Source organism: Sphingomonas suaedae (genome assembly GCF_007833215.1).
In the GTDB taxonomy this organism is placed as follows: Bacteria; Pseudomonadota; Alphaproteobacteria; order Sphingomonadales; family Sphingomonadaceae; genus Sphingomonas; species Sphingomonas suaedae.
Genome location: NZ_CP042239.1, coordinates 550,503 through 577,391 on the forward strand (window position 1 = coordinate 550,503; position 26,889 = coordinate 577,391).

Annotated in this window: 21 protein-coding genes; 10 read left to right on the top strand and 11 right to left on the bottom strand. The window is 64.9% G+C overall.

Features of this window, described 5'->3' with window-relative positions:
• Positions 1–95: 95 nt before the first annotated feature.
• From FPZ54_RS02670 to FPZ54_RS02695, 6 genes are all read right to left on the bottom strand, one after another.
• Positions 96–2,252, bottom strand: coding sequence for a TonB-dependent receptor (locus tag FPZ54_RS02670; protein WP_145844775.1), 2,157 nt, complete (start codon positions 2,250–2,252; stop codon positions 96–98).
• A gap of 85 nt (positions 2,253–2,337) precedes the next feature.
• On the bottom strand, positions 2,338–2,772 hold the full coding sequence (locus FPZ54_RS02675) for a DUF2946 family protein (RefSeq protein WP_145844776.1): 435 nt from the start codon (positions 2,770–2,772) through the stop codon (positions 2,338–2,340).
• A 108-nt stretch (positions 2,773–2,880) separates the two neighbouring features.
• Positions 2,881–3,372 carry a DUF3299 domain-containing protein gene (locus FPZ54_RS02680; RefSeq protein WP_239019683.1) on the bottom strand — a complete coding sequence of 164 codons (492 nt, stop codon included), beginning with the start codon at positions 3,370–3,372 and terminating at the stop codon, positions 2,881–2,883.
• Positions 3,373–3,384: 12 nt separating this feature from the next.
• Positions 3,385–4,677, bottom strand: coding sequence for an ABC transporter permease (locus FPZ54_RS02685; RefSeq protein ID WP_145844777.1), 1,293 nt, complete (start codon positions 4,675–4,677; stop codon positions 3,385–3,387).
• A complete protein-coding gene (locus FPZ54_RS02690; RefSeq protein WP_145849540.1) occupies positions 4,677–5,333 on the bottom strand; it encodes an ABC transporter ATP-binding protein in 657 nt (218 codons plus the stop codon). Before FPZ54_RS02690 ends, FPZ54_RS02685 begins: the two co-directional genes overlap by 1 nt.
• Positions 5,334–5,350: 17 nt before the next feature.
• Positions 5,351–5,635, bottom strand: coding sequence for a hypothetical protein (locus FPZ54_RS02695; RefSeq protein ID WP_145844778.1), 285 nt, complete (start codon positions 5,633–5,635; stop codon positions 5,351–5,353).
• Positions 5,636–5,715: 80 nt separating this feature from the next.
• On the opposite strand from FPZ54_RS02695, the gene FPZ54_RS02700 reads away from it, so the two are divergent.
• From FPZ54_RS02700 to FPZ54_RS02710, 3 genes are all read left to right on the top strand, one after another.
• A complete protein-coding gene (locus FPZ54_RS02700; protein ID WP_145844779.1) occupies positions 5,716–7,080 on the top strand; it encodes an alkaline phosphatase PhoX in 1,365 nt (454 codons plus the stop codon).
• 47 nt (positions 7,081–7,127) lie between these two features.
• Positions 7,128–8,378: a dipeptidase gene (locus FPZ54_RS02705; protein WP_145844780.1), complete on the top strand. Its 1,251-nt coding sequence runs from the start codon at positions 7,128–7,130 to the stop codon at positions 8,376–8,378.
• Positions 8,379–8,462: 84 nt separating this feature from the next.
• The gene (locus FPZ54_RS02710) at positions 8,463–10,589 is read left to right on the top strand and encodes a S46 family peptidase (RefSeq protein ID WP_239019684.1); all 2,127 of its coding nucleotides are present in this window, start codon (positions 8,463–8,465) and stop codon (positions 10,587–10,589) included.
• Between the two features lie 6 nt (positions 10,590–10,595).
• Here the strand turns inward: FPZ54_RS02710 and FPZ54_RS02715 are convergent, their stop codons facing one another.
• From FPZ54_RS02715 to FPZ54_RS02725, 3 genes are read right to left on the bottom strand one after another with little or no spacing between them, the layout of a single operon-like run.
• Positions 10,596–11,024 (bottom strand): helix-turn-helix domain-containing protein, encoded by a 429-nt coding sequence (locus FPZ54_RS02715; protein WP_145844781.1) that lies wholly within the window; start codon positions 11,022–11,024, stop codon positions 10,596–10,598.
• Positions 11,025–11,026: 2 nt separating this feature from the next.
• The gene (locus tag FPZ54_RS20435; RefSeq protein WP_145844782.1) at positions 11,027–11,398 is read right to left on the bottom strand and encodes a MerC domain-containing protein; all 372 of its coding nucleotides are present in this window, start codon (positions 11,396–11,398) and stop codon (positions 11,027–11,029) included.
• Positions 11,395–12,192 carry a class I SAM-dependent methyltransferase gene (locus FPZ54_RS02725; RefSeq protein ID WP_186456887.1) on the bottom strand — a complete coding sequence of 266 codons (798 nt, stop codon included), beginning with the start codon at positions 12,190–12,192 and terminating at the stop codon, positions 11,395–11,397. The genes FPZ54_RS20435 and FPZ54_RS02725 overlap by 4 nt, the downstream gene beginning before the upstream one ends.
• 372 nt (positions 12,193–12,564) lie before the next feature.
• On the opposite strand from FPZ54_RS02725, the gene FPZ54_RS02730 reads away from it, so the two are divergent.
• From FPZ54_RS02730 to FPZ54_RS02760, 7 genes are all read left to right on the top strand, one after another.
• On the top strand, positions 12,565–14,676 hold the full coding sequence (locus tag FPZ54_RS02730; protein ID WP_145844784.1) for a TonB-dependent siderophore receptor: 2,112 nt from the start codon (positions 12,565–12,567) through the stop codon (positions 14,674–14,676).
• 1 nt (position 14,677) lies between these two features.
• A complete protein-coding gene (locus tag FPZ54_RS02735; RefSeq protein WP_145844786.1) occupies positions 14,678–16,108 on the top strand; it encodes a DUF3526 domain-containing protein in 1,431 nt (476 codons plus the stop codon).
• Positions 16,105–17,499 (top strand): DUF3526 domain-containing protein, encoded by a 1,395-nt coding sequence (locus FPZ54_RS02740; RefSeq protein WP_145844787.1) that lies wholly within the window; start codon positions 16,105–16,107, stop codon positions 17,497–17,499. The genes FPZ54_RS02735 and FPZ54_RS02740 overlap by 4 nt, the downstream gene beginning before the upstream one ends.
• A gap of 12 nt (positions 17,500–17,511) precedes the next feature.
• The gene (locus tag FPZ54_RS02745; RefSeq protein WP_145844789.1) at positions 17,512–18,225 is read left to right on the top strand and encodes an ABC transporter ATP-binding protein; all 714 of its coding nucleotides are present in this window, start codon (positions 17,512–17,514) and stop codon (positions 18,223–18,225) included.
• A gap of 141 nt (positions 18,226–18,366) precedes the next feature.
• On the top strand, positions 18,367–18,756 hold the full coding sequence (locus tag FPZ54_RS02750) for a hypothetical protein (protein ID WP_239019685.1): 390 nt from the start codon (positions 18,367–18,369) through the stop codon (positions 18,754–18,756).
• 90 nt (positions 18,757–18,846) lie between these two features.
• Positions 18,847–20,874, top strand: a complete 2,028-nt coding sequence (locus tag FPZ54_RS02755; RefSeq protein WP_145844790.1) for a TonB-dependent receptor family protein — start codon at positions 18,847–18,849, stop codon at positions 20,872–20,874.
• Positions 20,875–20,891: 17 nt separating this feature from the next.
• Positions 20,892–22,259, top strand: a complete 1,368-nt coding sequence (locus FPZ54_RS02760; protein WP_239019686.1) for a PepSY-associated TM helix domain-containing protein — start codon at positions 20,892–20,894, stop codon at positions 22,257–22,259.
• 227 nt (positions 22,260–22,486) lie between these two features.
• Here FPZ54_RS02760 and phoA read toward each other — a convergent pair whose 3' ends face one another.
• Together phoA and FPZ54_RS02770 are read right to left on the bottom strand one after the other, a co-directional pair.
• On the bottom strand, positions 22,487–23,893 hold the full coding sequence (gene phoA / locus FPZ54_RS02765) for an alkaline phosphatase (RefSeq protein ID WP_145844794.1): 1,407 nt from the start codon (positions 23,891–23,893) through the stop codon (positions 22,487–22,489).
• Between the two features lie 124 nt (positions 23,894–24,017).
• Positions 24,018–26,774, bottom strand: coding sequence for a TonB-dependent receptor (locus tag FPZ54_RS02770; protein WP_145844796.1), 2,757 nt, complete (start codon positions 26,772–26,774; stop codon positions 24,018–24,020).
• Positions 26,775–26,889: the final 115 nt, after the last annotated feature.

The following is a 26,889-nucleotide window of genomic DNA, read 5'->3' on the forward strand; positions in this document are numbered from 1 at the left end:
AGATGATATACCGTCAACTCACTTTGGCTCATTGATTTTTGTAATGCCCACAAAAATGGCGGCGTCGGCTGTCCCGACGCCGCCATTCTCTGGACCTAAAGGCCCAGACGCAGACTGACGCGGAAACCCCTGCCGGCAAGCGGTGCGAAGTCCTTCAGGAAGCTGGTGTGCCGCCGTGCCTCGACATCGAAGATATTGTTGGCACTGACCAGGATCGTGGTGTTGTTGTCCTTGCCCCAGGGGCTGAACGCGATCGACGCGTTCACCAGCGTATAGTCGCTGGTCGGCGTTTCGAACGCAGTGATCCGATCCTGTTCGAACACATGTTCGACTTCCGCCCGCGCCGACAGCCTGTCCGACTGCAGCTCAAGCCCGCCCAGCAGACGCATCGGCGGGATGCGCGGCACAGGGCCGTGATCCACGACCGTGGCGTGGACGTAATCCCCCAGCACATCGAGATTGACGGCATAATCGCCCATGCGGGCAACCCGCACGGACGCATCCGTCTCAAAGCCGTAGTAACGCGCATCGGCTTGCTGGAACTGGAAACACGGGAACTCCACTTCGCGGCCGCTCGGGTCTGCGGCTGCCTCGCACACGCTCTGATCCACCTGGCTCTCGAAAATATAGTTGGAGAACCAGTTGTAATAGGCCGACGCATCGAAGTGATAGCCGTCGCCATTGGCGTGCAACGTCGCCTCGATCCCCCAGGACTTCTCCAGGCGGAAATCGGGACTGCCCAATTCATATGCTTGGGTTCCGGCGTGCGCGCCGTTGGCGAACAGTTCTTCACCCGATGGCGCGCGTTCGGTTCGCGACGCGTTCAATCCGACACGAATCCCGGGCGCGACCGCTACCGACGCTCCCAGCGAACCCGAGAAGGCGTCGAAGCTACGCTGGCCCGAGAAGAAGCGAAGATCGCCAGCGAGCGTGTCCGCCGTCAGCTGGGTGCGCTCGTATCGCGCACCGCCCTCGGCGCGAACATTACCAAGATCGATCTGCTGAAGCGTGAATACGCCGAACTGGCCGGTTCGGTTCTTGGGGAGAAATGCCTCTTCGCCCTGCACGTCGAAGCGGCGGTTGAAATACTGGATACCGGATGCGCCGCGCCAGCCGTCGCGATCGGCCTGGACCAGCTCGATCCGGCCCTCCAGACCCTTGTTGTAGAAGCGGGTCGCGATCTCGCCGGTATCTTCCAGCTCGAAATGGCGGTAGCTCGCATAGCCTGCCCGCACGCGGATGCGCTCGAGGAATCCGCCCCCGGTTTCGACCTCGCCACGCAGGTCGAACCGATCCTGCGCGATATCGAGCCGCGGAGCCTCCTGCTCCTGTCCCAGCTGCGTGGCATAGCGGACGGGAACGCCATAGAGGCTGTCATAATGGCTGTACGACACGCCCAGATTGCCGGTTTCCGTGATGATCGACGCTCCGACGTCAGCAGTCCAGGTTTCGCTCGCCGAATTGGGCAGCCGGTCGCGCAATGCAGCATTGCCGGCGAAATCGATCGGTTCCTCCTCACCGTCGGGGTCCGGCGCGGGTTGCGGCAGCGCTGCGGTCGCCAGCGCCTCGGCGCGGGCGCGGCTGGACAGGACATAGCCTGGAATCTTGAGGTCGTCGGTCTTGGTGTAGGAGCCGTCAGCGTGCAGCACGATCTTTGAGCCGAGCGCCACATCGCCGGCGCCTGCGATCGACCGCTCGTTGGCGGCGGAGCCATAGGTGCCTATCGCATTCACGCGATAGCCGTTTTCGGGAATGCTGCGCGGAATGCGGGTATCGATCACATTGACGACGCCGCCGATCGCCGAGGATCCGAACAGCAGGGCGGACGGCCCGCGCAGGATCTCGACCCGTTCGGCCAGCAGCGGATCGATCACGACCGCATGATCGACGGAGGTGTTGGACACGTCGATCGACCCGATGCCGTCGGTCAGCACCCGGACGCGCTCGCCCTGAAAGCCGCGCAGGATCGGTCGTGATGCGCTTGGGCCGAATGACGTCGCTGAGACGCCCGGCTGGCGCGCCAGCGTCTCACCGATCGTCGGGCGCAATTCGCGCTGCAGCTTTTCGCCGGTGACGACCGAGGTGCCCTGCAGCAGATCGTCTTCCCCCTGCCGGAACGGGGCGGTGATGACGATCTCTTCCCGCGGGTTGATTCGGTCGGCTTTGGCGGTGGTGTCGCTGCTTGCGCTCTGCGCGAAAGCCGACGGAGAAAGGGCGAGCGATGCGACGCTCAACAAATAGATAGTACGCATAGGGGACACTCCAGATGCCTTGTCGTGAACAGGGTGCGCGTGTGCCCGGCGACCATGGGCCGCCCGCAACGCGGTTCGCTTCAGACTAGGCAGTCAGGGGTGGTGCGCGGCTGCGCCACGGATTCGCGCGTCGGGCGAGCGACCAGGTCGACTGATCGGGTTCGACAGCGAGCAGGTCGGCAAGCTTCGCCCCGACCAACACGGGTTTGGGCGGAATCAGCCATGCGTCGCCACTGTCCAATTCATCGCAGAGCACGCATTTCGAAGAAGGTTGAGCGGGTGATCGATCACTCGGTCCTGACGATGCGACGACGTTTGTCGACCACGCGATCGCATTCGGGCCGTGCGCATTGTGAACGTGCGTATGGACGACCAGGCTTTGCCAGATCAGCGCGATTGCGAGCAGCACCGCCCAGCCGATGCCGACCAGCTTGCCTCGCCGCTGCATCGACTCGCCCTCCTCGCGTTCGGCGCGGAACGCTAAGCCTGGGCGCAAAATGGAAGGGTCAGTACGCAGCAACAGGATCGCCCGTTCTCATCAATCCGGTCGCGATATGTTGTATAGTATCAGCTTGCAAGCGCTGTCGGATCGAGCCTGCTTTACAGGGCCGCGCCATCACGCGCCCGCTCAGAGCTTTTTGGCGTTGACCAACCGGTAGAAGATGCCGCTTTCGTCCTGCCCGGTCAGTTGCAGCGTGCCGCTGATCACCAGCGGGTCACGCTCGTTGAGCGGGACCCCGGCGGGGGCGAGCACTTCGATGAACTGGTTGGGCATGGCGTGGAAGTGGAAGGGGCAGCCCGGCGGGTAGGCGAGCAGCACGAACCGCTTCTGCTTCGCCGCTTTGTCGAGTGGCATCATCCAGCCCGCGACCTTGATCTCCTTGCCGTTGAGCGCCTTGACCGCCGCCGGGAAGACCGGCTTGGAATAGATCACGCCGGCTGAGACGCGCTGCTTTTCGGTCGTGCTCTCGAGCAGCTTCCACGGCGTACCGCCCTTGGGCGTCGCCGCGGGCTTCCACACGTCCTTGACGTCCTGCTTGGGCCCGCCACCCAGCAATTGCGCGGTTGCCGGCGCCGCGACCGTCAGTAGCGCGAGCGCCGTCAGGATCGAAGTCTTCATGATACGCATTCCCTACTGAGCCCGCGCAAGCGTGCGGGCAAGATCAACGCGGAATACCCTGAGCGCCGGGAGGAGCGCGGCGATCAACCCAATTCCCAGCACTCCGGCAAAGATCATCAGTTCGCCGGGATGAACCCGCCATGGATCGAGCCCGATCTCCGCCAGTGGATCGAACAACGCGCGCGCCGCAGCCAGCGCACCATGCGCCGTGAGCAGCCCGAGCAACGCCCCGGTTGCGGCGGTCAGCAGCCCTTCGAGCAGGATCGTGCCGAACACCGACACCCGCGTCGCGCCCATCACCCGCAGCAGCGCCAGATCGCCCTCGCGTGCGCGCGCCGCGTTGAGCAACGCAACGAAGATCGCCAGCCCGCCGGTCGCGGCGAGCAGCCAGGCAAAGATCCGCGCCCCCTCGATCCCCGCGCCGAACAGGGTCAGCAGCCGCGCGGTTTCCTGCGCCGGAACGGCCGCCTGCATGTTCGTCTGGCGGTTGACGAAGCTCGGCACGCGCACTGCGCCCAGTGCCGAGCGATAGCTGACGAGCAGAGCGGTCACTTCCGGCTCCAGCGTCCCGGCCGCACCGATCAGCGGCGCTTCCTCAGCGTCATGGTCGTGATCAGCGTGCGCCTCCCCGTCCTTGCCTTCATGGCGCGTCTCATCCTCATGATGCGCTGCGCCGTCATGATCGTGTTCGATGCCGTGCACGTCCCACACGCTCTCGACCGGGGTCAGGATCAGCCGGTCGATCACGGTTCCGGTGGGGGCCAGGATGCCGACCGTAATGAAGGGATGCTCGTCATGGCCGGTCACGCCTTCTCCTTCGCCGAAGCCATGGCTGCCGACGAATTTCTGGCCGACCCCCGCGCCGAGCTCACGCGCTGCGGTCGCGCCCAGCACTGCGTCCCCGGCCTTCGCGAAGAGCTTCCCCTGATCGAGCTTCGCGCCATAGAGATCGAGATAGGATGGTTCGGTCCCGACGATGCGATGGCCGCGAAAACTGTCGCCCATCGCCAGCGGAACGACCCGGGCGACCGCCGGGTCGCGCCGCAGCAGCGCGACGCTGTCGAGCGGGATGTTCCCGGTCGGGGCGTCGATATGATAGATGCTCGACAGGATCAGCTGGAGCGGCGAGCCCTTCGCGCCCACCACCAGATCGATCCCCTGCGCGTCCCGCTGAAGCCGGTCAGTCAGCTGGGTCGAGAAGATCAGAAGGATCGCCAGCGTCGCCACCGCGAGCCCCAGCAGGACGATGTTGAGCAGGGTGGTGAGCGCGCGATCGCGCAGATAGGCCAGTGCAAGGTTGAACATCACGCCGCCTCGCGCACCGGCGCCAACGTCACCGCATCGGGGATGAACGCCTTGATCCGCGCGTCATGCGTCGCGACCAGAAGGGTCGAGCCATGGGCGTTCGCGGTGTCGATCAGCAGGCGCGCGACCCGTTCGGCATTGTGATCGTCCAGCGCCGAGGTCGGCTCGTCGGCGATCAGCAGCCGGGGTCGCGCCACCAGTCCCCGCGCGATCGCCGCGCGCTGGGCCTCGCCCTGGCTCAGCTCGCGTGGCCGGGCATGGGCGCGGTGTGACAGGCCGAGTTCGTCGAGCAGCGCCTTCACCTCGGTCCGATCTTGCCGCTGCCCGGCGAGCCGCTGGGCGAGCAGCAGATTGGAGGTCACGTCGAGCGCCGCGACCAGACGCAGCGTCTGAAACACCACCCCGATCTTGCGGCGGCGCAGATCATCGCGGCGTGCGGGGGGCAGGGTGCTGATGGTCTCGCCATCGATCGCAATCGACCCCTCATGCGGGGTCAGCAACCCGGCGATCAGGTGGATCAGCGTCGTCTTGCCCGAGCCCGAGGGTCCCAGCAGCACGCGATGCGCGCCCGCATCCTGGGTAAGGTCGAAGCGATCGAGTACGGCCTGCCCGCCATAGCGGAAGGTCAGGCCGCTGATTTCCAGCAGATGGGGCATCAATCAGTTCGCGCGGCTCACCGGAAGGTCTCGGACGGCAATGGACTGCCGTTGTCATAATCCCTGCCCTGATCGGCAGGCGGCTCGACAATTTCGGCAACCGCTTCAGGCTGCTGCTCCACCGGGGAGGGTTGATTGGCCTCGACCTGAATATCGAGATTAGTAGCCGGTGCGCTGTGACTTGCATAGGAAGCGAAGGCGTTGAATCGTTGCGGACCGCCGAGCAACTCAAGGTCGCAAGCGAATGCTGGTGCCGCAGTGACAGTAAGCGCCGATCCGGCGAGCAGAATGAACTTGCGCATGAGCGAGTCTCCGGTGAGATACAATACATCATATCCCTCATCCCCGGCGGCGTTGCAAGCGCCCATCAGGAGCTGAACCAATGACCCTAGACATCAGCCGCCGCGCCTTCACCGCTGGCTTCGCGGCGAGTGCCTTTTCTGGACTGGCCCGCGTGCCCGCTATCGCCTCCGCCCCCACTGCGCCGGGCTATGGCCCCTTGCGCGAGGATCCGGCGGGATTGCTCGATCTGCCACAGGGGTTCAGCTACCGCGTCATCTCGCAGCTTGGCGACTCGATGGATGACGGCTTCGTCGTCGGCGACCGCGCCGATGGCATGGGCTGTTTCGCGATCGACCGCCGCCGCGTGGCGCTGGTCCGCAACCACGAGCTTCAGGTGAAGCACCAGAAGACCGGGCCGTTCCTGCGTGGCGACGCAGCCAGAATCGCGACCTATGACCGCGACAGCGACGGCCGCCCGCTGCCCGGCGGCACCAGCACGTTGATCTACAACCTCGCCACCGGCCGCGTCGAACGTCAGCATCTCAGCCTCGCCGGCACGATCCGCAATTGCGCGGGCGGCATCACGCCCTGGGGCAGCTGGCTGACGTGCGAGGAGGACATGACTCGCGCGGGCAGCGGGGTCGGCAAGGATCATGGCTGGGTGTTCGAGGTGCCAGCGCGACACCGCGGGCTGGTCGATCCGGTTCCGCTCAAGGCGATGGGGCGCTTCAATCATGAGGCGGCGGCGGTCGATCCGCGCACCGGCATCGTCTATCTGACCGAGGATCGCGAGGACGGGCTGTTCTACCGCTTCCTGCCCGACCGGCCAGGCCAGCTGGCGCGCGGCGGACGGCTGCAGGCGCTCGGCCTGCGTGACCGGCCCAAGGGGGGCGATACATCGAACAAGGGCCGCCGCGATATCAGCATCGGCGCGTGGAAGGCGGTTCGCTGGATCGACCTCGATGGCACCGACGCCCCCGACGACGACCTGCGCCTGCGCGGTCACAAGGCCGGTGCGGCGCGGTTCGCGCGGGGCGAGGGGATCCATTGGGGCGAAGGCGAAGCCTATTTCACCTGCACTTCGGGTGGGGCGAAGGCGCTGGGCCAGGTGATGCGCTACCGCCCGTCCCCGCACGAGGGCCAGCCGGGCGAAACGGACGCGCCCGGCATGGTCCAGCTGTTCGTCGAGTCCACCGATCCGGCGATGTTCAACTATGGCGACAATCTGACGGTCGGGCCCAATGGCCATCTGATCGTGTGCGAGGATCAATATACCGACGTCGTCGACAATTATCTGCGCGGGGTGACGCCCAATGGCGCGCTTTATCCGGTCGCGAGATGCCGGGTGCAGACCGAGCTGGCGGGTGCTTGTTTCTCACCCGACGGCTCGACCCTGTTCGTCAATCTCTACAGCCCGACCAGAACGCTCGCGATCAGCGGACCGTGGCGGACGGCGGTTGCGTGAACAGGGTTCCCCCTTCCATCCTGGACGGATCGCACTAGGCTGGGGGTATGATCGCTCTCGCCCTTGTTCCGTTGCTGCTGACTGCGACCCAGTCGGCGCCGCCCGTCCCCGATGCAGTCACAAAGGCGCGTGTCGAACGTGTCCTTAGCGAGGCGCCGGTGATTGACGGGCATAACGACCTCGCCTGGGAATTGCGCAAATCCTATGATGGCGCAGTCGAGGCAGTCGATCTTACCCGCGACACCGCAAAGCTGGAAAAGCCGCTTCAGACCGATATCCCGCGCCTGCGCAAGGGACATGTCGGCGGACAGTTCTGGTCGCTCTACATCCCCGCGGAGGAAACGGGGCCGGAGGCGGTTCAGGCGACGCTCGACCAGATCGATATTGTCCAGCGTTTCGTACGCGCGCACCCCCAGACCTTCGCGATGGCCCAGACCGCCGCCGATGTGCGCAAGGCGAGGGACGAGGGCAAGATCGCCTCGCTGATGGGGATTGAGGGCGGGCACCAGTTCGGCGGCCGCCTGTCGGTGCTGCGCCAGTTCCGTGAACTGGGCGTCCTCTACATGACGCTGACCCACAGCAAGAGCCTGAGCTGGGCGGATTCTGCCACCGATGCGCCCCGCTCGGGTGGGCTGTCACCGTTCGGCCGTCAGGTGGTGGGTGAGATGAACCGGATCGGCATGATCGTGGACATCAGCCATGTCTCCGACGCGACGATGGCGGCGGTGCTGGATGTGACGAGGGCGCCGGTGATCGCCTCCCACTCCTCGGCGCGCGCGATCGCCGATCGGCCACGCAACATTCCCGACGTGCTGCTGCGCCGGATCGCCGAGAATGGCGGCGTGATCATGGTCAATTTCTATCCCGCCTTCCTGTCGAACACATGGAATGACTGGGACAATAAGCGGATCGCCTACGCCAAGGAGATCGGGCTGCCCTCGGCCCCCAGCGGCCAGCGTTCCACGCCCGCATTGGTCGCGTGGGAGCGCGACAATCCGCAACCGCGCGTCGATGTCCGCACCGTGGCCGACCATGTCGAGCATATCGCCAAAGTCGCCGGATACGACCATGTCGGGCTCGGCGCCGATTATGACGGGATCAGCGGTACCGGGCCGGAGGGGATGAAGGGTGTCGACAGCTATCCGTTGCTGTTCGCCGAACTGGCGCGGCGCGGCTGGAGCGATGAAAACCTCGCCAAGCTGTCCTGGAACAACGTGCTGCGCGTGATGGAAAGGGTCGAGGCGACCGCGCGGGCAATGGCCGGCACGCCGTTGACCGACGCGAACGATCCAGGCTGATCGACATCGCGACCGTAACGCTTGCAACGACCCGCGCACAGCGCTACTCCTGGCGTGTGACATTATATCATAGAGGGTTCCACCGTGCGTCATCGCTTCCTGTTGCTTGCTCCGCTCGTCCTGCTCGCCGGCCCGGTTGCCGCTGACGAGGGGATGTGGCTTCCCAGCCAGACCGAGGCGATCGGCGACAAGATGCGCGCGGCGGGCCTCGAGCTCGATCCGAAGACACTCGGCGACCTAAACCGTGCGCCGCTCAACGCGATCGTCTCGCTCGGCGGCTGTTCGGCGGCGTTCCTGAGCGACCAGGGGCTGATCGCGACCAACCATCACTGCGTCTATGGCTCGATCCAGTATAACAGCTCGCCAGAGCATAATTATCTGCGCGACGGCTTTCTCGCGCGCACGCTGGGCGACGAACTGCCCGCTGCGCCGGGGAGCCGCGTCTATGTGATCGAGGATTTGCGCGACGTGACCGCCGATGTGCTGCGCGGTGCGACAAGATTGGTGGGCGAAGCGCGCAACGGGCGGATCGAGACCAATCGCAAGGCGCTGATCGCCGCGTGCGAGAAAAAGCCCAATCGCCGCTGCGATGTGCGCGCCTATTTCGGCGGGAAGCAATATTTCCTGCAACAGCAGCTGGAGATTCAGGACGTCCGGCTCGTCTACGCGCCCGCTGGCGGGGTCGGCAATTTCGGCGGCGAAATCGATAACTGGCAATGGCCGCGCCACACCGGCGATTTCGGCTTCTATCGCGCCTATGTCGCGCCCGACGGGTCGTCGGCACCTTATTCGAAGGACAATGTCCCCTTCAAGCCCAAGGCGTGGCTGCCGATTGCCAAGCAGGGGCTGAAGGAGGGCGATTTCATCATGGTCGCGGGTTTCCCCGGCACGACCGAGCGTCACCGCACCGGCGCCGAGACGCGCTTCTATTTCGAAAATTTCTACCCGCTCCAGCAGCGGCTGCTCGCCGAATATTCGGACGCAATCACCGCCGCGACCGCATCCTCGCCCGAACTGGCGATCCGCTATGCCTCGATCCTCAAGGGCGCGGACAACTACAAGAAGAAGATCCTCGGTCAGCTGGCAGGTGCAGAGGCAATCAGCCTGATCGATCGCAAGGAGAGCGATGAGCAGGCCTTCCGCGCCTGGGTCGCCGCCGACGCCAGCCGTCGCGAACGCTGGAGCGCCGGCCTCACCGCGCTCGATACCGAAGCGGCGGCCGCCAATGCCGCCGCGCTGGAAGGGTTGCGCCGCGCACTGCTCGACCGCGGCCAGCTTTATGCCGCGGCGATGCGCGCCTATCGCTGGTCGCTCGAGCGTGCCAAGCCCGATGCGCAGCGCAAGTCGGGCTTTCAGGACCGCGACCGCCGCGCACTCCAGGAGGCGCTGACCCAGATCGAGCGACGCTTCGACCCCGCGGTCGACCGGGCCTTGTTCGAAAAGGCGGTAGCGGAGTATCGCAAGCTCCCGGCCGCCTCGCGCAACGCCGGATTCGATGCCGCGCTCGAGCGGATCGGGATGGATGCGCTCTACAGCGAGACCAAGCTCGGCACGACCACCAACCGGATCGCGCTGCTCGACATGTCCGCCGACGCGCTCAAGGCATCGACCGACCCGTTCGTCCAGCTCGCCATCGCCGCCTATCCCGACGTCGCCGCCCGCGAGGCGATGTCCGACGCGCGTGCCGGCAATCTTCAGGCGGCACGCTCGACCTATATGGACGCGCGCATGGGCTATGCCGCGTCGCAGGGCCGCACGCTCTACCCCGATGCCAACAGTTCGCTGCGCTTCAGCTACGGCACGGTGAAGGCCAAGAAGCGCGACGGTATGGCATGGACCGCCTTCACCACCGGCGAGGGGGTCGTCGAAAAGCAGACCGGCAAGGAGCCGTTCAACGCGCCGCAGAAGACGATCGACCTGATCAAGGGGAAGGATTACGGCGCCTACACCGCGCCGGAGCTGGGCACCCTGCCGGTCAACTATCTGGGCACGGTGGACATCACCAACGGCAATTCGGGTTCCTCGACGCTCAACGCGCGCGGCGAATTCGTCGGGCTGGTATTCGACGGCACGATCGAGGGGATCATCTCCGACTGGTGGTTCGACCCGTCGATCACCCGCTCGATCCATGTCGACAGCCGCTACATCTTCTGGACCATTGCCAAGGTCGATGGCGCACAGCGCCTGCTCGACGAGATGGGCGTGCGGTAAACCGCGTCAGTTGCCGGAGCTGCGTTCCGCGCAGTTCCGGCAGCGACCCAAGACTTCAAAATGAATCTGGCCGGGCGTAAACCCCTTGCCCGAGACGACCGCACACAGCTCGTCCGCGACTGCGCCAGCACCGATCTGCGCCGCGCATCCACACTCGCCGCACAGCAATACGATCGCGACGCTATCGGGATCGACACGAGCGATCCAACCTTTCGCCGATGCAACCGGAAGCGCCCGTTTTTGCGCGCGCAATTGGTTGAGGACTCGGTAGATCGAATTGGGATGGTGCGGAGCCCCGGTGGCCAATGCGAGCCTGTGCGCCAGCTGATAAACGCCGAGAGGGCTCTTCTCCTGTCGCAAAGCCCAGAGCACCCGCTCAGGCAATGTTGCGCCCGATGGCAAGGAGCCCCGCTTGTGGCCATCGCCGCTCGGCATCTTCAGTGTCGCGTCGCGCGCATATTCAATGCGTGACCGAAGCCAAGCTGGAGCGAGCCGCTGATCGCTACACAGGCTTCCTGAGACGTCCCGTGAAAAACCAACTCGGCCGCGCCGAGGCAGGCAAGACCGGATACCGCCAGTAGTAGCGGCGCCTTTCGACGGTGGCGCCAATACCCCAGCGTCATCGCAAAAGCGCTGGTGGGCACCGCAACTACCAGAGCCCAGAAATGGAAGTCTTCAGGCAGCGCCAGAAAGGTTGCGAGCGCAGGTAATGCGATGAGTAGGGCAGGGAGCAGGAGGCAATGGCTAAGGCACAGCGTAGACGCTCCGATCGCGAGCCCATCTAGCCAGTTTCGCTGCACGGGGATCATCGCTTCGCGGTCGCGAAATGCGCGACGCAATCGAGGTTGAGCTTCCCGTCCTTCTGCGATTCTGCCGCCATATGCGCGGCCTCATCGATGACCCGCGCGCGATCCGGTTCGGCAAGATCGGCGATCACGGGACTGGCATCGAGCATTTCGCGCGCCGTCTGAAATATGGCGATATCAAACGCGAAATTGTGATTGCGCTGATGGACCTCGACCGTTTCAAATCCGGCGTCACTCATCTCGGCGACAAGCCGGTCCTCGTCGGCTAAAGCCGCCATGCCCTCGACGCCCAGAGTCGCCGGCGATCCTCCGAACAAAGCTGCCCGCGCTTGAGCGAGCACCATATAAGGTCCGAATCCCACCGGCGTGCTCGCGGTCGCCACCACCGCCCGCCCGCCTGGGCGGAGCACGCGCGCCATTTCCGCGAGACCCGCGCGCCAATCGGGAAAAAGCGGGATGCCGAACACGGAACAGGCGCGGTCGAAGCTGCCGTCCGGAAGGTCGAGTGCCTGCCCATCCATCTGGATTGCATCAATGCGGCGACCTTGCGCCCGGCTCCGTAGCTGATCGATCATCGCTGCAGAGAAATCGATGGCCGTAACCTCCGCACCCTTGGCTTCCGCGGCCAGTGCCAGAGCGCCCGGCCCAGTCGCGACATCAATGAGGTGCATGTCTGATTCGATCTGCGCGAGTGCAACAGCGTCTGCGCAGAACAGGGCAGTGAATGGCTCCGCGCTCGCGACATAGGATTGAACCGCGCCGTCCCAATAGTCGCGGCTCTGGATCGCCAATGTCATGCGCCTACTCCTTATACACGAGCTTGCCCCGCCTGCTCTGAGGAGCGTTGAAGCCGCCGCAGCCGCGAATGTATCGTCGGCGCCACTAACGCCGACGCACATAGGCGTCAATGAGATGTTGCAACATCGCATTTGTCCCATAAAGGCGTTTCATCACGGTGAAGCGACAGCCGACCTGAGCGGTAGGACGGGCAGGTCGACTGGCCGAGATGGGGCGGGCTGGGTTGAAGCGTTAGGAGATGCCTAAATCCAAACGCCATCGCTCCAATCGGAGTGCCGCAGCGGCGTTGCAACGCACAATATTCGCTTGCTTACTCAAATCCACATTAGTAACGACACGTTATACCATTACATGATTCGTTTGGGGGGTTAATGATTTCCAAGTCGTTGCGCGCGGGATTTGCGCTGGGTTTGCCGTTTCTCGCACTGCCTGCGCAGGCAGACGACCAGACCGATGATCGCCGCCAGCGCGAGATCGTCATCACCGGCATTGCCGAGGATGACGGCTATGCGCCGCAACAGGCCACCGTTGCCGGCAAGAGCGCCGCGCCGCTCCTCGAAATCCCGCAATCGGTCAGCGTCGTGACCCGCGAGCAGATCGAGGACCGGAACCTCTTCACCATCGGCGAGGCGGTGCAGACCGTTGCCGGCGTGACGGTGATGCCGTTCGACGGCACCAATCCCGATTATCGCGCTCGCGGCTTCGTGCTCGACTATGCCTATGACGGCGTCCCCTCGACCTTTTCCTCTGGCGTGCCCGAGTTCGACCTGGTCATCTATGAGCGGGTCGAGGTCCAGCGCGGCCCGACGGGCCTGTTCCGGGGATCGGGTTCGCCCGGCGGGACGATCAACCTGATCCGCAAGCGCGGACAGGACCGCTTCACCGTGTCCGGCGCGCTGTCTGGCGGGTCATGGAACAATTATCGCGGCGAGTTCGACATCGGCGGACCGGTGGACGAAGCGGGGCGCCTGCGCGTGCGCGCGGTCGCGGCATTGCACGATCGCGACTTCTTCCAGGCGAAGTCGCATACGCGCAAGCTGACCTCCTATGTCGCGGCGGACTACGATCTGACCCCCACGACGACGCTCGGGGCTTCGATCAGCTATCAGGACACCAAGGCGGAAACGCCGATGGCCGGCCAGCCGGCGTTCACCAATCAGCAGTTCCTGAACTTTCCGCGCGATTTCCAGCACCTCCCGAGCTGGAACCTGTTCACCGAAACCACCACCGAATATGCGGGGGAGGTGAAGCAGCAGCTCGGCGACTGGTCGTTCGTCGTCCGCGCGCTGCATCGCGATATCCCGCGCGCGTGGGAAGATGCGTTCATCCGCCCCGGAACGGGGGTGGATCCGGTAACGCTGACCGCGGAATATGTGAACCGCCGCGCGCGCGGCGTGAACGGAAAGACTGCGGTGGACGCCTATGCCACCGGCCCGTTCACCCTTTTCGGTCGCGAACACGAACTCGCGGTGGGTTATAGCTGGGACAAGCGCACGACGTCCTTTCTCCAGCGGAGCCAGACTTCGCAGGGCCGTTTCTCCATCTTCAATCCGGACATCATTCCGATCGCACCCAACGCGTTCACGTCGGGTAGCGAAACCGACCTTCAGCAGAGCGGTTTCCACGCCCAGCTGCGGCTGCGCCCATTCGAAGGGTTCACCTTGGTCGCGGGTGGCCGCCTGAGCGACTACACCAACCGGTCCAGGAACATCGCGCCGTCGACCCCGACCGATTGGGTGACCAACGCAAATTCGCGCATTCGCGGAAAGTTCACGCCCAGTGTCGGCGCCGTGGTGAACCTTCTTGGCGACGTGACACTGTATGGAAGCTATTCGGATATCTTCAATCCGCAGACGCAGGTGCGCAGCGACGGCACGCCGCTCGATCCGCGCGTCGGCGAACAATATGAGGTCGGACTGAAGGGCCGCTTTCTCGACGGCGCGCTCAACGCCAGCGCCGCCGTGTTTCGCAGCAAGGACAAAAACCGCGCCCTTTCCGACACCGCCAATCCCGGCTTTTTCGTCCAGGCCGGCGTGGTGAAGATCGAAGGGTTCGAGTTCGAGGTCAGCGGCTCGCCGTTTCAAGGGCTCGACCTGACCGCCAGCTACACCAATGTGAAGACCGAATATGAAGTCGGGACCGCCGCGCAGACCGGCGCCGTCTTCGACATCTTCACCCCGCGCCATCAGTATAAGTTCTACGCCCGCTACGAGCCGGCGGCGCTGGGCGGTGCGTTCGCCGCAGCCAGCGTCAACGGCCAGAGCGGCGTGGTCGGCGGCGGCGTGGCCGGGGTTCGCGAGCAGGATGCGTTCGCGGTCGTCGGGGCTCAGCTGGGCTGGCGCTTCAACGACAATCTTCGCGCGTTCGTGTCGGTCAACAACCTGTTCGACAAGGTCTATTATCAGCGCGTCGGTTCGATCAACACGTACAACTTCTACGGCGAGCCGCGTAACTTCCTGCTGACGCTCCGCGCGAGCTATTGAGATGGCGCGTGCGCTTGCCCCGGTGATCGCGCGCCAGCAGTGGCGACTGCTGGCGCGCGATCGGCGACTTGGTGTTCTCGCAATCGCCTTGCTGCTGGTGCTCTGCACCGCCGCGCTTGCCGGGGCGGCACTGCATCAGGCACGGGAGCGCGAGCGCGCCGCCGCTCAGGTCGAGGAGGCGCAGGTCTGGGCGATGCAAGGTCCGGCAAACCCCCACGGCGCCGCGCATTTCGGGCGCTATCTCTTCAAGCCGGTGTCACCGCTTGCCGTAGTCGACCCCGGTCTGCTGCCCCAGCTCGGCACCTCGCTGAAGCTGGAAGCGCACGCGAACAATCCCGCGCGCAACCGTGCCATCGACGGTGGGACCGCGCTCGACCGCTTCGGCGGGCTGAGCCCCGCCACCATGTTGCAGGTGCTCGCGCCATTGCTCATCATCCTCTCGGGCTTCGCCGCCTTCTCGGGCGAGCAGGCGCGTGGGCTGCTGCGACAGGAAATGGCGGCGGGCGCGTCGCCCGTGACGCTGATGGCGGGGCGGCTTGCGGGGCTCGGCCTGATCGTCCTGCTCGTGCTGGCGGTCGCCTCCGCGGCGGGCGCTGCATCGCTGTGGATGGCGGGCGGGAGCGCGGCGGAGCTGGGGCCGCTGCTCTGGATGATCGCGGGCTATGCGCTCTATCTGTTCGCCTTTACCGGGCTGACCCTCGCCGCATCGGCGGCCTTTGCGTCGGCGCGCACCTCGCTCGTCCTGCTGCTCGCCTTTTGGGCCATGGCGACACTGTTCGTCCCCCGCCTGGCGCCCACCATCGCCGAAGCCGCCGCGCCGACCCAGTCGGGTCCGGCATTCGAGGCGGCGGTGACCAAGGAAGTGATGGAGGGGCCGAGTGGCCACGATCCGCGCGACGCCCGGCTCGAACGCCTCCGCCAGGATACAATGCGCCGCTACGGCGTGGCAAAGCTCGAAGACCTGCCGATCGACTTTAACGGTGTCGCGCTCTTCCATGGAGAGGCGTTGTCGACCGCCATCTATCGTCGCCATTTCGCCGCGCTCTACGACGGCTATGACCGTCAGGCGCAAATCCAGCGTGCGCTGGCGCTTGTCTCGCCCTTTCAGGCGATCCGACCCTGGTCGGCTGCGATCGCGCAGAGCGACCAACATGCGCATCGCCGCTTCCTCGAACAGGCGGACGGGTTCCGCTACGATCTGGTGCAGCGGCTGAACCGCGCGATCATCCATCGCCCGAAGGAGGGTGAAGGACCTTATATGGCCGACGTCGCGGCGATTACCCGCGACGCCAAATTCGTCGCGACGCCCGCGCCGATCCGGGAAGCCCTGTCGCGGCATTGGATCGATCTGGCGATCCTCACGGGTTGGGCGGCACTCAGCTTGCTGCTCGCCTTTGGAGCGGCACGCCGGTTGGGAAGGGCAAGCGCATGACCGGTCGATCCACAGTGACGCGGCTCGAGGCGCTGCGTGCGTGGCGCGATCCGGTGATGCGCGTCATGCTGATCCTGTTCGCGATCGCGGCTGGCTATGCGGCAGTGACGGGCGGGCATTGGGCGCAGGCACGGCAGGAAGCGGTCACCACCGCCGTGGCCGAAGCCGATACGATCATGACGGACCGGCGCAAGGCGTTCATCGAAACGCTCGCCAAAGGCGAGAAGCCCAATTTCGGCCTGATCTACGCGACCGCGCTGCCGTTCCGAGCGGGCCTGCCCAGCGCCCCGCTCGCCGCGTTATCGACGGGACAAGCGGAGGGGTATCCGGCAGCGGCGAACATCGCCCCCTTTGTCGATCCTTGGACCATCTTCGACGCGCATGCGACCGGCCTCGAAAGTCCGGCGGTGCTCGCTGCAGGGCGGTTCGACCTGGCGTTCGTGATCGTCGTGCTGCTCCCGCTGCTGTTGATTGCGACCACCTACGACTTCTGGTCGCGCGACGTGGAAAATGGCAGCGCGCGGTTCCAGCTGGCCCAGCCTGTCCGCCCGGCTCGGCTGATCCTCATGCGCGCGGCGGTGAGGGGCGGGGGGCTGCTCGTTGCCGCGACTATTATTGCGATCGGCTGGCTCATAGCGGTCGGGGCAGGGGACGTCGTCGGGCTCGCTCTAGTTGTGCTGGTGATGCTGGCTTATGGAGCGTTCTGGATCGCCCTGTGCATCCTCATCAACCTGCTGGTCCGCGCGTCCACCACGGCGGCGCTGGCCTCCGGAACGGCCTGGCTCGCGCTGGTCGTCCTGATCCCGGCGGCTGGGTCCGCGATCGCCGACCTTGCAGCCCCGCCGCCATCGGCAATGGCGTACACCAACGCCGTCCGCACGGCAGGGCTGGAGGTGCGCGCCGCGAACCAGGCTGCAGCGCGCGCGGCGGCGACGGCGGAGTCAGATCGCGCCTATCCCGCCTCGCTCTGGCACAGCCGGGGCGAGATCCAGCAGCGCGATGCGCGGCTCGGCCCGATCCATCGCGCTTATGCCGATGGCTGGGCGCGTCATCGCGCGCTTGAGAACACGCTGTCGCTGCTATCCCCCGCCGTGATCGCGCAGGGCGCGCTCGACCGGATCGCCGGTACCGGCTCCGATCGTGCGCTGGCCTTCCAGGATCAGGCCCGCGCCTTTGCCGGCGACGTCCGCCGCATTGCCTTTGGCTGGATGGACGAAGAGCGGCTGATGACGCTCGCCGATTATGATCGCCCACTGCCGCGCTTCGCCTTCGTCGAGCCAGCTTGGCGCGGGCATCTGACGCGCGAACTTCTCATCCTGCTCGGTTTCGCGGCGCTGTTGCTGGCAATGGCCGCGCTTCGCCTGCGCCGCGGCGCCGCCCAATTGCTTTAAGGACGTTCGCTTATGCTCGAAGCCATCGGCCTCACCAAGGATTTCGGAGCGCACCGCGCGCTCGACAGCCTCGATCTGCGCGTCGACCCCGGCGAGATCGTCTGCCTGCTCGGCGCCAACGGCGCGGGCAAGACCACGACGATCAACCTGTTCCTCGGCTTTCTGGAGCCAAGTGCCGGAGAAGCGCGGGTCGATGGCGTCGACGTCCGCAGCGATCCGGTCGGTACCAAGCGCAAGCTGCTTTACGTCCCCGAACAGATCGCGCTGTTCGGCGAACTGACGGGCGTCGAGAACCTCACCTATTTCGCGGCGCTGTCCGGGATCGAGGAGCGGTCGGCGCCGTTCCTGCGGCAGTGCCTCGCCCAGGCTGGGCTGCCCGACGCGGCGATGGACCGGCGTGCGTCGGGCTATTCGAAGGGGATGCGGCAAAAGGTCGGCCTCGCGCTCGCCATCGCCAAACAGGCTCGCGCGCTGCTGCTCGATGAGCCGATCTCGGGCCTCGATCCGCAGGCGTCCGCCGAATTTCACGCCCTGATCGTCCGTCAGCGCGACGCCGGGGCGGCGGTGCTGATGGTTACGCACGACCTGTTTCGTGCGCGGGAGGTCGGCAACCGGATCGGGCTGATGCGTGAGGGCAAGCTGCGTCGGATGATCGATGCGGCGGACATCACCGCATCCGATCTGGAACGGCTCTATCTGGAAGAGATGGGCGCAATGGCCGCGTGATCCCGGCTCCGCCGTTGCGATGCGCTATTTCGCGCCTCATGGCGGCCGTGACTGAGTCTCAGACTGCGTTCCGAACCGGCGCCAACAGCCAGGGCTCGCTTTGGCGTGACATGTCGCTGGCGAGAGATTAGAGCGCCGCGCGTGTCCGCACCGCGTCGCCTGGTCCTTGATCACCCCCATCTCGCCGCAGCGTTTGTTGCGCTCGCGCTGATGCTGAAGGTCTTGGTGCCTGCTGGCTTTATGCCGAGCGCCGAAAATGGACGCATCGTGGTCGCCGTCTGCAATGCGATGGGTGCGTCCACTCAAGTGATCGAGGTACCCGGCCTGGAGCATGAGGGCGACGCAACAGCAGGAAAATCCTGTGCGTTCGCGGATCTCTCGTTACCGGTCCTTCCCTCGACGGATTCGATCCAGCTTGCGGCGCTGCTGGCGTTTATTCTGGCGCTCGGCCTGACGGTCGCGGTCTCGCCAGCGCCTCAGGCGTTTGCGCATCTGCGCCCACCCTTGCGCGGGCCGCCCGCCCGCAATTGATCCGACAGCCGCACGATCGCCTGGGCTGAGCCCGCGCGTGCCCGACAGGATTGCAGGCCGGCCTCACCCGCGCCTGGAAAGGGTATTTCCATGACCAGGACCATATTGGCGGCACTGCTCGTCACCAGCAGCATCACGCCCGCATTCGCCCAGCAACGTTCACCGGACCCGGATCAGGCGAGCCGCGGCAATACGATCATCGTCACCGGCACGCGCGAGACGGCGCAAGCGATCGAAGAGATCGAGCGCACGCCGGGCGGTGTCGACGTCGTCCCCGCCGCCGCGTTCCGCGACACGCCGGTTCAGAACATCAAGGACATTCTCGAATATGTCCCCGGCGTCATCACCCAGCATCGCATGGGCGACGATGCACGGCTCTCGATCCGTGGATCGGGCCTTTCGCGCGCCTATGGCAATCGTGGCATCCTGCTGCTGATCGACGGCATTCCCCTGAACACGTCCGATGGCCTGATGGATCTGTTCGAGATCGATCCCAGCGCCTACGCGCACGTCGAAGTGTTCAAGGGCGCCAATGCGCTGCGCTACGGCTCCAACGCGCTCGGCGGCGCGATCAACCTGGTCACGCCGACCGGTGCGGATGCGTCGCCGCTGACCGCGCGCATCGACGGCGGCAGCTTCGGCTATATCAAGGGTCAGGCAAGCACGGGCGGGGCTTCGGGTTCGCTCGACTGGTTCGCGACCGTCTCGGCTCAGCGGATTGACGGCTACCGCGATCATAGCGACGGCGATGCGATCCGGGGGAACCTCAACATCGGCTACAAGATCGCGCCGAACATCGACACGCGCTTCTATGTCTATGGCGCGACGACGAACCAGCGAATTCCCGGTGAAGTGAGCAAGGCACAGGCGCTTGGCGCGCCGCGCTCGGCGAACCCGGTCTGGTTCACCCAGGACCAGCAGCGTAATGTCGATTCGATCCGGATCGCCAACAAGACCACGCTTCGATGGGGGGAAACCAGCGTCGATCTCGGCGTCTTCTACAATAACCGGCAGGTGAAGCACCCCATCTTCCAGTGGCTGGACTTCACCGTGGACGATTATGGCGGATTTGCCCGGCTGGTCGATGAGCGTTCGCTCGGTGGAATGCACAACCGTCTGATCCTGGGCGCGAATCTTCAGAAGGGGACGATCGACACCGAACAGTTCGTCAACCTGCCCGGCGCCGTAAAGGGCGCGCTGGCCGCGTCGATGGTGGACAAGTCGAGCAACCTGTCCCTTTACGCCGAGGATTCGCTTTACGTCGGCCCGGACCTGGCGCTGATCGGCGGCGTCCAATATCTCCATGCCGTCCGCGATCGGCGCGACAGGTTCCTGGCAAATGGCGACCAGTCGGGTCGAAAGGAATATGACCTGTGGTCGCCCCGCATCGGCATACTCTGGCACGCTGGCGCGAACGCGCAGCTGTTCGGGAATATCTCCCGTAGCGCCGAGGTGCCCAGCTACGACGCCAACGTCATCACCGCTGCGAATCTGAAGCCGCAGCGCGCAACCACTTACGAGATTGGAACCCGCGGAGGTAGCGGCGGCATCGGCTGGGACGTGTCGGTCTATCGGTCGGAGTTGCGCGACGAGCTGCAGTGCCTCTCGACCGGGCCGTTCAGCGCGTGCAGCATCATCAATGCCGGGCGCACCGTCCACCAGGGCGTCGAAGCCGGGCTGGATGGGACGGTTCCGGTGTCGCAGTCCGGTAATCGCATCGCATTCACGCTCGCCTACACCTTGAACGACTTCTTCTTCGATGACGATCCAACCTATGGCGACAACCGGCTCCCCGGCGTGCCGGAGCATTATGTGCGGGCCGAGTTGCTCTACCGGCACACCAGCGGCTTCTATGCCGGTCCGAATATCGAATGGTCGCCCAAGTCGTATTTCGCCGACCATGCCAACAGCCTGAGCGTTGATCCGTTCGCGCTGCTGAACCTCAAAGCCGGGTTCGACACGAGCAAGGGCTGGGCCTTCTACATCGAGGGCCGGAACCTGACGGACAAGCGCTACATCTCGACCGTGGCTGTCGCCGGCACCGCCGGTGCGGGGGCGGAGCTGTTCAATCCCGGCATCGGCCGCGCCGTGTTTGCGGGCATCCGGTTCAGCCGCTGATGACCGAGGGGGAGCCTATGGTGCGGCGGGATACCGCCGGATCGCTCTACCGCACGGTATGGCGATGGCACTTCTACGCAGGGCTGTTCGTGCTGCCCTTCATTCTGATCCTGTCGGTCACCGGGTCGATCTATCTGTTCAAGCCGCAGATCGACCGGTGGGAGGAGCGCACCTATCGTGGCTTGTCCCTCGATGGCGCGGTTACGCCGGATCAACAGCTTGGCGCGGTGTTGACGACCTATCCCACGGGTCGCTTCAACAGCTATCGCGTGCCCGAGGCACCGGGCGATGCCGCGATGATCGAACTGATCTTCTTCGACGGCGCGAAGCTCGACATCTTCGTGTCGCCGCAAGGAAAGCTGCTCGGCGGGCGCGATCCCGCGAGCAAGCTCACGGAAACGATCGCCAATATTCATGGCTCGCTGCTGCTCGGCAAATGGGGCGACTGGCTGGTGGAGTTGGCGGCGAGCTGGACAATCGTGCTGATCCTCACCGGCCTGTATCTGTGGTGGCCTCGCCCCCTGCGTGCAGCGGGCACGCTTTACCCCCGCCTGAACCTGCGGGGCAGGCCCCTGCTCAGGGACATCCATCGCGTCACCGGCTTCTGGATCGCCGGCCTGGTGCTCGTCATGCTCGCCAGCGGGCTGCCCTGGGCGGGTGCGTGGGGCAGCGGATTCCGCTGGGTGCGCAGCGAGCTTGGCCTCGTCAACGGACCGCAGAGCTGGAAGGTGGGTGCTGACGGCAAACAGGCCCCGCCGGCCGTCGAAGCCGTCCACGATCACAGCGCCATGGACACAGCGACGCCTTCCAGCATGGCTGGCTCGGCGCTTCCCGCAGGCCTCCCGCTCGCGGCGTTCGTAGCGAAGGCCAGGGAGCAGGAGATGCCACCGCCGGTCGTCGTCGTGCCGCCTCATGCGATCCAGCGGTTCGGCCCACCGACCGGCAAGGACTGGACGGTGAAGTCGGAAACACAGAACCGATGGCTGGCGCGGCAGGTGACGTTCGATGCTGAGACCGGGGCCGAGACCGCGCGCAGGGGGTTTGCCGATCAGCATGTCGTGGATCGGATCGTGAATACCGGCGTAGCATGGCATGAAGGGCAGCTGTTCGGGCTGGCCAATCAGATCATCGGGGTGATCACCGCGCTTGGTCTGATCGCGGTCAGCATTCTCGGGGCCGTCATGTGGTTCAAGCGCAGACCGGCCGGCGCTTTCGGCGCGCCGCCCACCGGTCGCGCGCCCGGGCTCGGGATGATGACGCTGATCCTGGTTCTCGGTCTGTTGTTGCCCTTGTTCGGCGTATCGCTGCTGGCGCTGCTGTTTCTCGATCGAGCTGGTGCATATCTGAGACACCGCTTTCGCCAGCTTGGCGATAGCCTGGCTTAAATCGGGCGGTATGCGCCACTGTCGAACGCTGCGCAGTCGCTTCAACGCGACACGCATGAAAAACCGATTTGCAAGGGGCTCGCGATCCCGCGAAACGCTCAGAAATCCGTGGGTTGACGGAGCAGGTGTTTCGGGTTCGAATCCTGTGCCACCGACCAATTCTAGTCCCGGAACGTCCGCAAAGCCCCGAGAAGCGACCGGCGCGCCATCCGGGGCGCCGGGGCGCTTCAATCCAGCCGAAGCGCGTCGCGGATGATGTAGTGGAGGTCGGTCTGGTCGAGCAGGCCGCTGACATTCACCGCGCGCGGACCATAGGCGGCGACGCGCAGCTGACCGCCGGTATGGCCCTGCGATCCTTCCTCCGCAGTGCCGTAGTGCACCGTCATGATGGCCCCATCGCGGGTGTTGAGCGCGGCGGTCAGGCCCGGCGCGCGTCCGCCATTGCCGATAATCAGGCTGGTATGCGCATGATCCGCCGTGACGATGACGAGCGTGTTGCCATCAGCCCGCGCGAACTCCAGCGCGACCTGAACCGCCTCGTCCAGATCCACTGTTTCGCCGATCTGGCCGCACGGGTTGGCGGCGTGGTCCTGCTTGTCGATCGACGCTCCTTCGACCTGAAGGAAGAAGCCCTTGCGATTATTCTTGAGCAGCGCGATCGCCTTGCGCGTCATCGCGGCGAGCGTCGGTATGTCCGCCGTCCGCTGCGGGTTGGGCTGACAGGTGACGGCGGGCTTTTCGATATTGCCATGGACGCTGGCACGCGGGCCCAGCCATCGCACCGGCATGTTGCCCGGCGCGAACAGGCCGATCAGCGGCTGACGGGTGTCGGCCTTTGTAACCGCCTCGAGCTCGGATGCGTCGCGTACGATGCGAAAGCCGCGTGCCTGCGCCTGCCCCATCAACGTTAGGCCCGCAAATGCACCCGCCTTCGCCATTTCGGCAAAGCTCGCCGCGCCGCCGCCCAGCACCAGGTCCGCGCGCGTGTCGAGCATCTGTTCGGTGATCGATCCCAGCCCACCATTTTCCAGCGCATTGGTCGGGCAGGTCTTGCTGGTCGCCGCCGGGCCATAGCATTTGCGCTGAGTGACATGGGCGATCTGTGCCGCAGGGGTTGCATCCTGAATCTCGGCGGTCGAGACATTGCCGGTGGCGAGTCCCGCGGCCTTGGCAAGCTGGATCAGCGTGCGGTGCGGCTTGCCGTAGATATCGACGCCGATCGCGCCATTATAGCTTTTCACCCCCGTCGCCCAGGCGGTCGCGGTCGCGGCGCTGTCGGGCACGTAAGTGGGCTTCCCGGTTTCGCGATCGAGCGAATAATGGGTAATCTGGCCGGTAAAGGGGAGGGCGTCGATGCCCTTGAAATAGCCACCGGCCCCTGCGGCATAATTGCGCGCGATGGTGATTTCGGAATCGCCCATCCCATCGCCGATCAGCAGGATGACGTTGCGGACTTCTTTCCGGACGGCGAGCTTGCGATAGGTGTCGCGCATATCGCCCTCGACCCGGCGCGCACCGCCGGGTTCGCGCACGTCGCCGCGCGCCCCGCGTGACAGATCGGGCGCGGAGTCCTGAGCAAACGCTGTCGGTGCCGCGAGCGCGAGCAGGGTGGCGAGGACGAGACGAGCAGGCATGAAGGAACTCCGAAATCAGGCGGACCGACGTGCCGCGATGGCCGCCGGTCCGCGCGCTATCAGTGGTTTGTGACACTATTGTACCGTGCGGCCCCGCCGCCGCAGCGACGGGGCGCGGTGGCGATCAGAACTGGGCGCGCACGCCCAGGCTGATCCGGCTCCCCGAAAACTCATAAGTCGTCGGGAAGGAAGGATCCATCGTGTAGCCGGTGGTCTTGGCATTGCCGACATTGATGCCCTGAAGTTCGACGCGGAAGTTGCGCGTGAGCTGATAGCTGGCGGCGACGTCGAACTGGCCATAGGCATCGCGATAGACCGGATACATGTTCCGCTCGATCCGCTCCACATAGGCGCCCTTGCGATTGTACGACACGCGCACCGAGATCGGCCCCTTGTCGTAGAAGACGGTGGCGTTGTAGCTCCTGTCGGCAAGGCCGATCGGCGAGGTCGGGATGCCGAGATCCGACTGACCGGTCAGCGAGCTGTCGAGGAAGGTCGCGTTGGCGTTGACGCCGAAGCCCTCCAACGCGTCGGTGAACATGCCGAACGGCACGACGGCGTTCAGCTCGATGCCGCTGACCGTGTACGACCCCTCGGCATTGACCGGCTGATACACGTCGAAGTCATAGACCCCGTCGATCGTCCCGTTGGCGTTGTACTTGGTGACGTCCTTCACCACGCCGGTCAGCTGGTTCTGGACGACACCCTTGATCTTCTTCCAGAAATAGGATGCCGCCAGGATGCCGCCGCCACCCAGATATTGTTCCAGACCCACTTCCCACTGATCGGCATAGGTGGGCTTCAGGTTCGGGTTGCCGTCGGTGAAGCGGAAGCTGTTGAAGCTGGCCGTGCGCTTGTAGGCGAGGTTGGTCAGCGCCGGGCGGATCAGCGTCTGCGATGCGGCGGCACGCAGGATGAGATTGTCGGTCAGCTCGGCATGGGCGTTGAACGACGGCAGGAACTTCTCATAGCGGCCCTCGCTCGCGATCGGCGCGGGGGTATAGCCCGTCGAGCCATCCGGGTTCTGGATCTGGTGGAAACCTTCCGACCGGATGTCGGTCCGCACATAGCGGCCGCCAAGGTTCAGGAACACCGGCACGGCGACCCTGAACTCGAAATCCACCATCGCATAGCCCGCGATCGTGTCTTCCTTGACCTTGTAATAGTTCGAATCGCTGAACGGCGTTTCAAACCCGGCGGGGCGGAAGAAGGAGCGCGCATAATCGTTGGAAATCTGCGCCCAGGCGAGATCGCGGGCCTGATAATCCTTGCCGCCGACAATGTCGATGACGTTGGTAAGCGGGCTGTCGGCGAGCGTGCGGACGTTGACATAGGCCGTGCTGCCGCGCGTCGGCCCCTGGATCTTCTCCTCGCCATATTCGCGCTGATTGGTCTTGCTGGTGAAGCGACCGCCAAAGCTCAGCCGTTTAAGGGCGCGGAAGCCGTCAAAGTCGAACCCATGGGTCACATTGACCTGCGCGGCGTATTTGTCGTCCTCAATCCGCTCGCGGGTCGTTTCATAGGCCTCGAACAGGTAGCGCGAGGGCGAATTGTACATATCGATCGTATTGGGATTGTCGCTCGGGATCGTCTCGCCGCCGGTCTCGGTATAGCGCGTGCGCGAGGGCGCATAGGCGACGTGCTTGAGATTGGAATAATCGAGCGTCCGCGTGGCTCCCGAATAGCCGCCCAGCGCAGTGATCGACCAGTGGCCGACTTCCCAGTTCATCTCGCCGCCGAACTGGCGATAATCGGTTTCGGTGAGATACTCCTTGCTCAGAAATTCGTGCTGGGTGTTGGTGTAGGATACGTCGCGCAGCACGACGATGCCGCTGTCGCTCAGCGTGGTTGCATCGAAATCGTGAATCGTTTCCAGCGTCGAATTGCTCGAAGCGGAATAGCCCGCAGCGTCATATTCATCCTCGATCGTGTCGTACGACCCGATGAAGGCGTCGAACGCAAGGCTGAAGCTGTCGCTCGGCTTGTATTGCACAGAACCGGAAATGCCGAGACGGTCCTGATCGTTCTGATAGACGCGGTCGCCGACCTTATCGAGGAAGACGATGCGGTTCTTGTCGGCATCGGCGAAGGTAATGCCCGCGTCGCGCTGCAACACGGCGATCGCCTGATCGCGGTTGGCGCCGGTACGGTCGGTCCAGCGCGAGATTGGGCGGAAGTTGATGCCCGAATTCGAATCGGTGCGGTTGGTGCGCTGTTGCTTCGCGACCGACACCAGCACGCCGAAATCGCCAAAGGTATTGCTGGCGAGGAAGGAGAAGTTCGGATCGATCTTTTCGGAGATCGAGTTATACGCACCCTCGACGCTGCCGACGAGACGCAGGCCGGCATTGTCGAACGGTCGCGCGGTGCGGATCGACACCGAACCCGCGATGCCGCCTTCCTCATCGGCGGCGGTCGGCGACTTCTGCACGGTGACCGACTGGATCAGTTCGGACGCGAAAATGTCGAACTCGACGTCGCGGCCGCCCGAACCCGATGCGGTCGCCAGCTTGTTGATCGACACGAAGGTGAATTCGGTCGGCAGGCCGCGCACGTTGACGCGGGTGCCAAGGCCCTTGTCACGCTCGATCGTCACGCCGGGAACGCGCTGCAGCGCTTCGGAGAGGTTCTGTTCGGGGAAATCGGCGATGTCGGTGGCGACGATCGAATCGGAGAAGCCGACTGTCTCACGCTTGATGTCGATCGCTTCCTCAAGGCTGCGGCGATAGCCGGAGACGACGATTTCCTCGCCGACATCGCTCTCGCTCGCCCCCGCGGCCGGAACGCTCTGGGCGGCGGCGGGAACGGCCGTTAGCGCAGTCATTGCCACGCTCAGCAGAAGCTGAGTGGTGCGGTCGAACCGGTTCAAATTGCTGTACATGCGGAGTCCCCTTTTCTTTCTATTGCGACTGCGCGCCGCGCGGCACGCGCGCGTCGGCGCTCCCCGGCCTTTGGCAAGGCCGAGGTGTTGGTGATTCATGCTGTGTTTCTGGTCT

What these genes read in the sequence shown, in the direction of transcription:
- FPZ54_RS02755 (WP_145844790.1), top strand. Translation starts at nt 18,847, where the DNA reads ATGACCAGGACCATATTGGCGGCACTGCTCGTCACCAGCAGCATCACG.
- FPZ54_RS02695 (WP_145844778.1), bottom strand. Translation starts at nt 5,635, where the DNA reads ATGCGCAAGTTCATTCTGCTCGCCGGATCGGCGCTTACTGTCACTGCG.
- FPZ54_RS02680 (WP_239019683.1), bottom strand. Translation starts at nt 3,372, where the DNA reads ATGAAGACTTCGATCCTGACGGCGCTCGCGCTACTGACGGTCGCGGCG.
- FPZ54_RS02760 (WP_239019686.1), top strand. Translation starts at nt 20,892, where the DNA reads ATGGTGCGGCGGGATACCGCCGGATCGCTCTACCGCACGGTATGGCGA.
- FPZ54_RS02685 (WP_145844777.1), bottom strand. Translation starts at nt 4,677, where the DNA reads ATGTTCAACCTTGCACTGGCCTATCTGCGCGATCGCGCGCTCACCACC.
- FPZ54_RS02735 (WP_145844786.1), top strand. Translation starts at nt 14,678, where the DNA reads ATGGCGCGTGCGCTTGCCCCGGTGATCGCGCGCCAGCAGTGGCGACTG.
- FPZ54_RS02705 (WP_145844780.1), top strand. Translation starts at nt 7,128, where the DNA reads ATGATCGCTCTCGCCCTTGTTCCGTTGCTGCTGACTGCGACCCAGTCG.
- FPZ54_RS02670 (WP_145844775.1), bottom strand. Translation starts at nt 2,252, where the DNA reads ATGCGTACTATCTATTTGTTGAGCGTCGCATCGCTCGCCCTTTCTCCG.
- FPZ54_RS20435 (WP_145844782.1), bottom strand. Translation starts at nt 11,398, where the DNA reads ATGATCCCCGTGCAGCGAAACTGGCTAGATGGGCTCGCGATCGGAGCG.
- FPZ54_RS02745 (WP_145844789.1), top strand. Translation starts at nt 17,512, where the DNA reads ATGCTCGAAGCCATCGGCCTCACCAAGGATTTCGGAGCGCACCGCGCG.
- FPZ54_RS02715 (WP_145844781.1), bottom strand. Translation starts at nt 11,024, where the DNA reads ATGCCGAGCGGCGATGGCCACAAGCGGGGCTCCTTGCCATCGGGCGCA.
- phoA (WP_145844794.1), bottom strand. Translation starts at nt 23,893, where the DNA reads ATGCCTGCTCGTCTCGTCCTCGCCACCCTGCTCGCGCTCGCGGCACCG.
- FPZ54_RS02700 (WP_145844779.1), top strand. Translation starts at nt 5,716, where the DNA reads ATGACCCTAGACATCAGCCGCCGCGCCTTCACCGCTGGCTTCGCGGCG.
- FPZ54_RS02770 (WP_145844796.1), bottom strand. Translation starts at nt 26,774, where the DNA reads ATGTACAGCAATTTGAACCGGTTCGACCGCACCACTCAGCTTCTGCTG.
- FPZ54_RS02740 (WP_145844787.1), top strand. Translation starts at nt 16,105, where the DNA reads ATGACCGGTCGATCCACAGTGACGCGGCTCGAGGCGCTGCGTGCGTGG.
- FPZ54_RS02730 (WP_145844784.1), top strand. Translation starts at nt 12,565, where the DNA reads ATGATTTCCAAGTCGTTGCGCGCGGGATTTGCGCTGGGTTTGCCGTTT.
- FPZ54_RS02690 (WP_145849540.1), bottom strand. Translation starts at nt 5,333, where the DNA reads ATGCCCCATCTGCTGGAAATCAGCGGCCTGACCTTCCGCTATGGCGGG.
- FPZ54_RS02725 (WP_186456887.1), bottom strand. Translation starts at nt 12,192, where the DNA reads ATGACATTGGCGATCCAGAGCCGCGACTATTGGGACGGCGCGGTTCAA.